Annotated in this window: 10 protein-coding genes; 6 read left to right on the forward strand and 4 right to left on the reverse strand. The window is 62.8% G+C overall.

Features of this window, described 5'->3' with window-relative positions:
• Nucleotides 1-202: 202 nt before the first annotated feature.
• The 3 genes from ACEW8Q_RS15670 to hemN all read left to right on the forward strand — a co-directional run bounded on the left by ACEW8Q_RS15670 (nt 203) and on the right by hemN (nt 3,621).
• Complete coding sequence (locus tag ACEW8Q_RS15670) at nt 203-1,585, forward strand: aminotransferase (RefSeq protein ID WP_373504990.1); 1,383 nt, start codon at nt 203-205, stop codon at nt 1,583-1,585.
• Nucleotides 1,582-2,202, forward strand: a complete 621-nt coding sequence (locus tag ACEW8Q_RS15675; RefSeq protein WP_373504991.1) for a pyridoxamine 5'-phosphate oxidase family protein — start codon at nt 1,582-1,584, stop codon at nt 2,200-2,202. Before ACEW8Q_RS15670 ends, ACEW8Q_RS15675 begins: the two co-directional genes overlap by 4 nt.
• Nucleotides 2,203-2,268: 66 nt before the next feature.
• The gene (hemN, locus tag ACEW8Q_RS15680; RefSeq protein ID WP_373504992.1) at nt 2,269-3,621 is read left to right on the forward strand and encodes an oxygen-independent coproporphyrinogen III oxidase; all 1,353 of its coding nucleotides are present in this window, start codon (nt 2,269-2,271) and stop codon (nt 3,619-3,621) included.
• A 6-nt stretch (nt 3,622-3,627) separates the two neighbouring features.
• Here hemN and ACEW8Q_RS15685 read toward each other — a convergent pair whose 3' ends face one another.
• The 3 genes from ACEW8Q_RS15685 to pdxH are packed head-to-tail and all read right to left on the reverse strand — an operon-like array spanning nt 3,628 to nt 6,150.
• Nucleotides 3,628-4,773: a PLP-dependent aspartate aminotransferase family protein gene (locus tag ACEW8Q_RS15685; protein ID WP_373504993.1), complete on the reverse strand. Its 1,146-nt coding sequence runs from the start codon at nt 4,771-4,773 to the stop codon at nt 3,628-3,630.
• Nucleotides 4,766-5,521: an SDR family oxidoreductase gene (locus tag ACEW8Q_RS15690; RefSeq protein ID WP_373504994.1), complete on the reverse strand. Its 756-nt coding sequence runs from the start codon at nt 5,519-5,521 to the stop codon at nt 4,766-4,768. Before ACEW8Q_RS15690 ends, ACEW8Q_RS15685 begins: the two co-directional genes overlap by 8 nt.
• On the reverse strand, nt 5,518-6,150 hold the full coding sequence (gene pdxH / locus ACEW8Q_RS15695; RefSeq protein ID WP_373504995.1) for a pyridoxamine 5'-phosphate oxidase: 633 nt from the start codon (nt 6,148-6,150) through the stop codon (nt 5,518-5,520). The genes ACEW8Q_RS15690 and pdxH overlap by 4 nt, the downstream gene beginning before the upstream one ends.
• A 245-nt stretch (nt 6,151-6,395) precedes the next feature.
• Here pdxH and fabI point away from each other — a divergent pair, with 245 nt between their 5' ends.
• Genes fabI through aroC form a run of 3 tightly spaced genes read left to right on the forward strand, consistent with a single transcriptional unit; the run spans nt 6,396 to nt 8,913 of the window.
• Nucleotides 6,396-7,220 carry an enoyl-ACP reductase FabI gene (fabI, locus tag ACEW8Q_RS15700; RefSeq protein WP_373504996.1) on the forward strand — a complete coding sequence of 275 codons (825 nt, stop codon included), beginning with the start codon at nt 6,396-6,398 and terminating at the stop codon, nt 7,218-7,220.
• Nucleotides 7,213-7,818, forward strand: coding sequence for a histidine phosphatase family protein (locus ACEW8Q_RS15705; RefSeq protein ID WP_373504997.1), 606 nt, complete (start codon nt 7,213-7,215; stop codon nt 7,816-7,818). The genes fabI and ACEW8Q_RS15705 overlap by 8 nt, the downstream gene beginning before the upstream one ends.
• 9 nt (nt 7,819-7,827) lie before the next feature.
• Nucleotides 7,828-8,913: a chorismate synthase gene (gene aroC, locus ACEW8Q_RS15710; protein ID WP_373504998.1), complete on the forward strand. Its 1,086-nt coding sequence runs from the start codon at nt 7,828-7,830 to the stop codon at nt 8,911-8,913.
• Between the two features lie 120 nt (nt 8,914-9,033).
• Here aroC and ACEW8Q_RS15715 read toward each other — a convergent pair.
• Nucleotides 9,034-9,725, reverse strand: a 692-nt coding sequence (locus ACEW8Q_RS15715; RefSeq protein WP_373504999.1) for a TlyA family RNA methyltransferase, incomplete at its 5' end; no start/stop codon positions are given.

Consider the following 9,725-nt stretch of genomic DNA (forward strand, 5'->3'; position numbering starts at 1 on the left):
CACTGGCAAGCGCCTCGATAGACGTGGTAGCTTTCTTCATGGTGTTGCTCTCCATTCAGGATTGAACACCCCGAGCCTACGGCTCGAGGAGAGCAACGCCAACCTCACTCCAATTTTCTACATTGAGCGGGACATCCCCCATGTCTGGCCAATTCGGGCATTCCGTGACTATAGTCTCCGCTTTCCAGGAGGAAACCAAAGCATGCCGCTGTCCAATATGGCCGTCCGTGACATCGAGACGGTTATCCATCCCTACACGAACCTCGCCCGCCACCGCGAGGTCGGACCCCTGATTCTCAACGAGGGCCGCGGCATCTATCTCTATGACGACAAGGGCAAGCGCTATCTCGAAGGCATGGCGGGCTTGTGGTGCACGGCACTGGGCTACGGCAATGTCGAGATCGCGGAAGCGGGTGCCGAGGCGCTGCGCAAGGTGTCCTTCACACACGCGTTCGGCGGCAAGTCGCATGACGGCGTGATCGAGCTTTCGGAGAAGCTGAAGGAAATCGCCCCCTGCCCCGCGTCGAAGATTCTGTTCGGCACGTCGGGCTCGGAAGGCAACGACATGCAGATGAAGCTCACGTGGTACATGAACAATGCCCGTGGCAAGCCCGAGAAGAAGAAGATCATCAGCCGCGTTCGCGCCTATCACGGCGTCACCATCGCGTCGGCCTCGCTCACCGGCCTGCCGTGGGTCCACACCGATTTCGACCTGCCGATCAAGAACGTCGTCCACACATCGTGCCCGCACTTCTACAGGTTCGGCAAGGATGGCGAGACTGAAGAGCATTTCGCTTCGCGCATGGCGCAGGACCTTGAAGACCTGATCCTGCGTGAAGGGCCTGAGACCTGCGCTGCCTTCATCGCAGAGCCCGTCATGGGGGCTGGTGGTGTCATCATGCCGCCCAAGGGTTATTTCGAGAAGATCCAGCCGATCCTCGAGAAGTACGACATCCGCTTCATCGCGGACGAAGTGATCTGCGGCTTCGGCCGCACCGGCAACTGGTTCGGCACCACCACCATGGGAATGAAGCCGCATTCGATCACCATGGCCAAGGCCATCACCACCGCCTATTTCCCGATGAGCGCCATCACCATCGAGGAAGACCTCTACCAGGCTATGCTGGACGAGAGCCGCAAGCTCGGCACCTTCGGCCACGGCTATACCTACACGGCTCATCCCGTGGGCTGCGCCATCGCGCTCAAGACCATCGAGATATATCAGCGCGACAAGATCATGGAGCATGCGGCAAAGATGTCGCCGCTGTTCCAGATGCGGCTGAACAAGCTGGCCGATCACCCGATGGTGGGCGAGGCGCGCGGAGTCGGCCTCATCGGCGCCATCGAGCTTGTTGCCGACAAGGCGACGAAGCGGTCCTTCGACCCGAAGAAGATGGCCGGCGCCACGATGGTGAACAAGCTGCAGGACCTGGGCCTCATCGTCCGCAACATCCAGGACTCGGTCGCCTTCTGCCCGCCGCTGGTCATCACCACCGATGAAATCCACGAAATGTTCGACATGGTGGAAAAGGGCCTCGACGAGATGGAAGCCTGGGCCTCCAAGGAAAACGCGAGGGCCGCATGATCGAGAGCGAGGGGGAACTGAGGTCGAAGTTCGGCGAGGTCCACCCCCTCGCGATCACCAAGTCGCGGCCGGGCCTCGACAAGTACTCGCGCCAGTTCATCGCCATGTCGCCTTTCGTGGTCGTGTCCACGGCGGCTGCGGATGGAAAGGCCGATCTTTCGCCCCGCGGCGATCCTCCGGGTTTCGTCCATGTGGTGGACGACCACACGATCCTCATTCCAGACCGGCCGGGAAACAACCGGCTGGACACGATGGCCAACATCGTGGCCAACCCCAATGTCGGCTGCCTGTTCTTCATTCCGGGCTTCGAGGATACGCTGCGGCTCAACGGCCGCGCGCGGATCACGGAAGATGCAGAGCTCCTCGCGCATTGTACGGTCTCGGGCAAGACGCCCAAGGTCGGCATCCTCATCCGGGTCGAGGAAGTGTTCATGCACTGCGCCAAGGCGCTGAAGCGCTCGAAGCTGTGGAGCGGCGAATACCGGCAGGACCGCGCGAGCATGCCCTCCATCGCCCGTATCATCATGGACCAGACCAGCGAAACGGGCGTGGACGAGTCGGAAGCCTCGAAGGCCGACGCCGATGTCGAGGGCGACTACAAGACCGGGCTCTACTGAAAAAACCCGGGAAGGATTGATCAAGGTCAAGGAGTTTGGTGTCAGCCGGCATCAGTGTCAGTTTCCATGGACACGAAACTTCTCCCCTTCGCCATGCAGGACGTGCCGCGGTACACGAGCTACCCGACGGCGGTTCAGTTCCAACCCGATTTTTCCGGCAAGACCGCCGACGACTGGCTGGTCTCGCTGGCACCGGACGCGACCCTCTCGGTCTATGTCCACATCCCGTTCTGCCGGCAATTGTGCTGGTATTGCGGGTGCCACACCTCGGTGCCCAATTCCTACGACCGCGCGGCGCGCTATGTGGAATACCTGATCCGGGACATCCGGCGTTCCGCCTCGCTCTTTGGCGGAAAGAAGGGGCTGGTGAAGCACCTGCATTTCGGCGGGGGCACGCCGACCTATCTCGATGACCTGCATATTGCCGAGATCGTGGACGCCATCGACAAGGGCTTCGGCCTGGCTTCCGGCGGCGAAGTGGCGCTTGAATCAGACCCGCGAACCCTCACCCGCGAACGTGCCAAGGTTCTGGCCGGAATGGGCTTCACCCGCATCAGCTTTGGCGTGCAGGACTTCGCGACACCGGTTCAGATGAAGATCAACCGGCTCCAGACATTCGGCCTCGTCGCGGCTGCGAACGAGTACCTGCGCGCAGCAGGTTTCACCTCGGTGAACTTCGACCTCATGTACGGTCTTCCTGCCCAGACCGTCGAAAGCGTCGCCAGGACCGCCCGGCAAGCGTCCGAGTTGCAGCCGGACCGCATCTCGGTCTTCGGCTACGCGCATGTGCCGTGGTTCAAGAAGCACCAGAAGATGATCAATGACGCCGAACTCCCGGGCGTCATGGAGCGCTATGCGCAGGCTACCACGATTGAATCGGAACTCAGGTCGCTTGGCTATGCCGCGATCGGCCTCGACCATTTCGCGCTGGGCCATGACGAGTTGACCCAGGCCGCGGCCAACCGCACCATGCGGCGGAATTTCCAAGGCTATACGACGGACGTCTCCGATGCGCTGCTCTCGTTCGGCGCCTCCGCCATCGGCGAATTTCCGCAAGGCTTCGTCCAGTCGGCACGCGACACGCTGGAATGGTCACAGAAGATCGACCGCAACGAAAGCCCGGTCACCCGCGGGCTTGCAACGACGCCCGAAGACCGCATGCGATCGGAGGTGATCGAACGGCTGATGTGCGATCTCAGCGTCGATCCCGGCAAGATTGCCCAGAAGCACGGTTTTGATCCCGGCATCTTCAGCGATGTGGAACAGAAGCTCGAAGCGGCAATCTGCGTGGGCATCGCGCGGGTGGAGGGCACGCGTCTCACGGTTCCGCCGCAGCATCGCCTGTTCCTGCGCACCGTGGCTGCTGCCTTCGACACGCATTTCGTGGCAGCGCCCAACCGGCACGCCAAGGCTGTGTGAGGAAACTCAGAGGCCGTTCAGTGCCTGTTCGAGGTCCGCAATCAGGTCATCGACATGCTCAATGCCGACCGACAGCCGAACCAGATTATCAGGCACAGGGCTTGTCGGGCCTTCCACCGACTTGCGATGCTCGGCGAGGCTCTCAACACCGCCGAGCGACGTCGCGGGCACGATCACCCTCAGCCGCGTGCAGAGGCGTTTTGCATCGTCAAAACTGCCCTTGACGAGAATCGACATCATGCCGCCGAAGCCGTCGGTCATCTGTTTCAGCGCAATGGCATGGCCCGCGTGCGAAGCAAGGCCCGGATAGAGAACCCGCTCCACCTTGGGGTGCTTCTCGAAATGCCGCGCGATGGCCATGGCGTTCGCCGACGATTGCCGAAAGCGCACGAAGACGGTCCGCATGCCCCGCATCAGCAGGAAGCATTCGAGCGGAGCCAGTGGTGCTCCCATCTTGGTGCGGAGCATCGCCACGTCCTTCCAGCGCTGGTTCACCTCGCGCGTGACCAGCACACCCGCGAGCACGTCGGAATGGCCGTTCAGATATTTGGTGGCGGAGTGGAAGACGATGTCGGCGCCAAGCTTCAGCGGCTGGGTCGTAACAGCGCCCGTGGCCGTGGCATCGACGGCAAGGATGGCGCCCGCGTCATGCGCGGCATTGGCGGCAGCCTCGATGTCGATCACATCCCATGTCGGGTTGAGCGGTGTTTCGATCCACACGAGATCGGTCTTGCCTTGCTGGAGCGATGCCGCCAACGCTCCCGCCTGCCGCGGATCGAACAGGGTGAGGCTGATTCTACCAAGGCCTTCCAGCCGCTTCAGCCAGTCGCGCGTGCCATAGTACATCACGTCGGGTGCCACGACATGGGCGCCTTGCGGAATGGTTTCGGTGAGCGTGGTGATCGCCGCCATGCCGGACGCAAAGAGCAGAGCCTCCGGGCCGCCTTCGAGTGCCGCAATGGTCTCTTCCGTCTGCCACAGCGTCGGATTGCCGTTGCGGACGTAGTTTTCCTTCATCTTCGGCAGATAGTTTTCGTCGCGAGCGTAAGTGGACGACGTATAGATCGGCGGCACAACGGCGCCCGTCGCTTCGTCCACGGCCCGCAAGGCATGGGCGGCGATGGTTTCCGGCCGGTATGCCGAATTAGACATGCTGCCCGCCGTTGATGTGAAGCTCGGCACCATTCACGTAGCTCGAACTGTCGGTGCAGAGGAAATAGATGGCCCTTGCCACTTCCTCGGGCTGGCCCAGACGGCGCTGCGGGATCTGCGCCACCAGCTTTTCGGTGCCAGGCGACAGGATCGAGGTCTCGATCTCGCCCGGTGAAATGGCATTGACGCGAACGCCGTGCGGACCGAAGTCCGCAGCCATCTCGCGGGTCAGAGATGCGAGTGCTGCCTTCGACGTCGAGTAAGCGGCACCGGCGAACGGATGAACGCGCGAGCCCGCGATCGACGTGACATTCACAACCGCACCCTTCGCCGCCACGAGTTCATCCATCAAGCCGCGCGCCAGCATGATGGGGCCGAAGAAATTGATCTGGAACACCGTCTTCCAGTCTTCCTCCGCCGTCTCGATGGTGTTGAGGCGACCGCCGCCCTTTTTCTTTGGGCTGATTGCCGCATTGTTGACGAGCGCGTGGAGTTTGGAGCCCTGCGCCTTCAGCTTTTCCTTCATCACCGCGATGGCCGCGTGCGTATCAACCGACGATGCGAGATCGAGCACGATGTGATCGTCCGGTCCTGCGTCCCACGGGCAATCCTCCGGAAAGGGTTGGCGAGAACAGGTGATGACGCGCCAACCCGCCGTCGAGAAGCGCTTCACGGTCGCGTGGCCGATGCCGCGCGAGGCGCCGGTGAGGATCAGGGTCTTGCGCTCGGAGGCTGCTGTCGTGTTCACGGATAAAGCCTCGCCTTCGTCCAGGCGCTCGTCATGTCGGGCCGCCGGAAGACAACACGGTCGTGCAGGCGGAAGGGCCGGTCATGCCAGAATTCCATCGACAGCGGCTTGATGCGGAAGCCTGACCAGTAGGACGGACGCGGCACCTCGCCGATTGCATAGCGCGCGGTGTTCATCGCCACCGCGGTTTCAAGCGCGAAACGGCTTTCGAGCGGGCGCGACTGCTGGGAGGCCCAGGCGCCGATGCGGCTGTCACGCGGGCGCGAGGCGAAATAGGCGTCGGCCTCCTGCTTCGTCACTTCCTCGACGAGGCCTCGCACCCGCACCTGCCGGCGCAAGGACTTCCAGTGGAAGACCAGTGCTGCCTTCATGGTGCCGAGGATTTCCTGGCCCTTCTGGCTTTCAAAGTTGGTGTAGAATACGAAACCGCGCTCATCGAAATCCTTGAGCAGCACCATGCGGACATTCGGGAGCCCCTCCTCGTCCGCCGTGGCAAGCGCCATGGCATTGGCGTCGTTCGGCTCCGACTTTTCAGCCTCCTTCAACCACTCGCCGAACAGGTTGAAAGGATCGTTCCGCTCGGTGAAGCCCATCGACGCCGTCAGTTTCGAAATATCGCTCAAGCTCATCGATCTTCACCCCAAGTGCCTTGCCGCTCAGGCTTATGCCATTGCGCCAGACTACGGATCAACCTCCCGCATAGACCATCAGCCATGTGAAGTCGCGAGGGATCGGAACCGCCCGCGGCACCTGCCGCAAGATGTCCGTCCCTCAATTCCTGCATGATTTCTTTCCAGTGGACCTGCTATCGGACTTGTGTCAATTAACCGCGCGCCGGGCGCGGACCGGCCATTTGCGGAAGATGGACAAAAGCATGAGCGAAAACAAAGGTTTGATGGCAGGCAAGCGCGGCCTCGTCATGGGGGTTGCCAACAACCGGTCCATCGCCTGGGGCATTGCCAAGTCCTGCGCCGCACAGGGCGCCGAGCTCGCCTTCACCTATCAGGGCGATGCGCTGAAGAAGCGTGTTGAACCGCTCGCCGCCGAAATCGGCTCCAAGATCGTGGTGCCCTGCGATGTCACCGACATGGCGTCGATCGATGCAACATTCGAGGCGATCCGGCAGAGCTGGGGCAAGCTCGATTTTCTCGTCCATGCCATTGCCTTCTCCGACAAGGATGAGCTGACCGGCCGCTACATCGACACCACGCCCGACAATTTCACCAAGACGATGTTCATCAGCGTCTACTCCTTCACAGCTGTCGCGCAGCGCGCCGAGAAGCTGATGAATGACGGCGGCTCGATGGTGACGCTCACTTACTACGGCGCTGAAAAGTGGATGCCGCATTACAACGTGATGGGTGTCGCCAAGGCGGGCCTTGAGGCCTCCGTGCGCTACATGGCCGCCGACCTTGGCCCCAAGGCCATTCGTGTCAACGCCATTTCGGCTGGCCCCATCAAGACGCTGGCCGCCTCGGGCATCGGTGATTTCCGCTACATCCTGCGCTGGAACGAATACAACTCGCCACTCCGGCGCACCGTCACCATCGACGAGGTGGGCGATTCCGCGCTCTATCTGCTGTCCGACCTCGGGCGCGGCGTGACAGGCGAAATCCTCCATGTGGACGCCGGCTATCACATCGTGGGCATGAAGCACCCGGATGCCCCCGATATCACGGTGAACGGCAACGGTGAGTAAGAGCCGCCCTCCCATCTTTTTCGTCCGCCATGGCGAGACCGACTGGAATGTCCAGGGGCTGATCCAGGGCTGGACCGACACGCCGCTCAACTCCAGGGGGCATGGCCAGGCCCAGGCCGTGGCCCGCGCGCTGGTGTCCGTCCCGGATTTCGAACCCGGCTTCAACTTCGTGGTGAGCCCGCTGCTGCGCGCCCGCCAGACCATGGGCTACATTGCGGAACAGCTGGCGCTCGAACCGCAGCAGATCGTGATCGAGCCCGCGGTCAAGGAGCTCGGCTTCGGCGTCTGGGAGGGCAAACCCTTCTGGGAGCTGAAGTCCTCGCCCGTCTACCCCGCTCATCCAGAAGACCGCTACTCCTGGCGGCCCGCCGATGGTGAGAGCTACGAAGACGGCCACCTGCGCATCAACCAATGGCTCGACTCGCTGGACCGGCCGACGGTCGTCGTCGCGCATGGCGCCATTGGCCGCTGCCTCATCGCGGAGATTGCGGGACTGCCCCGTCGCGACCTCGTGGAGCAGGTGATGCACCAGGGCTATTACTGCAAGCTGGCCAACGGCACGGCCGAGTGGTTTGACGCGACGGTCATTGCGGCTTAGGGAGTCGTCATGTCTTACAATAGTTTCGGACACATGTTCCGCGTCACCACCTTTGGTGAAAGCCACGGGCCCGGCATTGGCTGCATTGTCGACGGCTGCCCGCCCAACATTCCGCTCATCGCCGATGAGATCCAGTCATTCCTGGACAAGCGCCGCCCCGGCCAGTCGCGCTTCACCACGCAACGGCAGGAGCCGGACCAGGTCAAGATCATGTCGGGGGTGTTCGAGGACGACCGCACCGGAGGGCCTGTCACCACCGGCACGCCGATCATGCTGATGATCGAGAATGTCGACCAGCGCTCGAAGGACTATGCCGGCATCCGCGACAAGTACCGCCCCGGCCATGCCGATTTCACCTATCAGGCGAAGTATGGCGTGCGTGACTACAAGGGCGGAGGACGTTCCTCGGCGCGCGAGACGGCTGCTCGCGTGGCGGCGGGCGCTGTCGCCCGCAAGATCATTCCGGGCGTCAGCATCAGGGGCGCGCTCATCCAGATGGGGCCGCACAAGATCGACCCTACCAACTGGGACTGGACGGAAGTGGACCGCAACCCGTTCTTCACGCCCGATGCGCGCGCCGCGAAGTTCTATGAAGATTATCTCGATGGCGTGCGGAAATCAGGCTCGTCCTGCGGCGCCATCATCGAGGTGACCGCAAGCGGCTTGCCTGCCGGCTGGGGTGCCCCCGTCTATGGCAAACTCGACCAGGACCTCGCCTCGGCGATGATGAGCATCAACGCGGTCAAAGGCGTCGAGATCGGCGCGGGCTTTGCGTCCGCTGCATTGTCAGGCGAGCAGAACGCCGATGAAATCCGCATGCACCATGGCAAGCCCGAGTTCCTGTCGAACAATGCCGGCGGCATTCTCGGCGGCATCTCGACGGGCCAGGACGTCGTCGTCCGCTTTGCCGTGAAGCCCACAAGCTCGATCCTCAGTACACGGAAGACCGTGACGTCGTCCGGCGAGGAAGCCGACGTGATGACCAAGGGCCGCCACGACCCATGCGTCGGCATCAGGGCGGTTCCGGTGGGCGAAGCGATGATGGCGATCGTGCTGGCGGATCACTTCCTCAGGCATCGCGGGCAGGTAGGCTAGAGGCCCTCATCCCCCTTCGGGACCTTCTCCCATCCTGCGGACGGGCGAAGGCGCAAGAGGCGAAAGGCCTTCTCCCGTGGCGAAGTCATGGGAGAAGGTCCCGACAGGCGGATGAGGGCCCTACCCTTTCCGCGCGGCGATCAGGAATTCCCGGTTGCCGTCTCCGCCTTCAAGTGGTGAAGCGGTCATTCCCTGAACGCGCCATCCGTGCGACCTGATGAGTGCGGTGATGTCGGCGCAGACCTGAGCCTGTGCGGTTTCATCCGTCACGATGCCGCCCTTGCCGAGGCCGTCGCGGCCGACTTCGAATTGCGGCTTGATGAGCGCCACCAGCGAGGCGCCTTCTTCGGCCAGTTCAAGTGCGGGCGGAAGCGCCAGCTTGAGCGAGATGAAGCTCACGTCGCAGACGACGAGATCAATGGGGTGCGGCAAGTGATGGCCCGCGAGGTCGCGCGCGTTCAATCCCTCGATCAACGTGACGCGCTCATCCTCGACCTGCATCTGGCCATGGCCCACGTCGATGGCCGTGACATGCGCCGCACCCTGTTCCAGCAGCACCTGCGTGAAGCCGCCGGTCGAGGCGCCGATGTCGAGCGCGTGGCGGCTGTGCGGATCGATGCCGAAGTGAGAGAGCCCATGCTTCAGCTTCAGGGCCGCGCGCGAGACATAGTGCTGGGCCTCATCCGCAAGGTCAATGACGGCATTTGCCCCCACGGGCTGACTCGGCTTGGCCGCGACCTCGCCAGTGACGCGCCCGGTGCCGCGCCGCACCGCATCCCGCGCGCGCGACGGCGAGGCAGAGAGCCCCCGCG

Origin of the sequence: Aestuariivirga sp., assembly GCF_041738905.1 — a bacterium.
Lineage (GTDB): Bacteria > Pseudomonadota > Alphaproteobacteria > Rhizobiales > Aestuariivirgaceae > Aestuariivirga.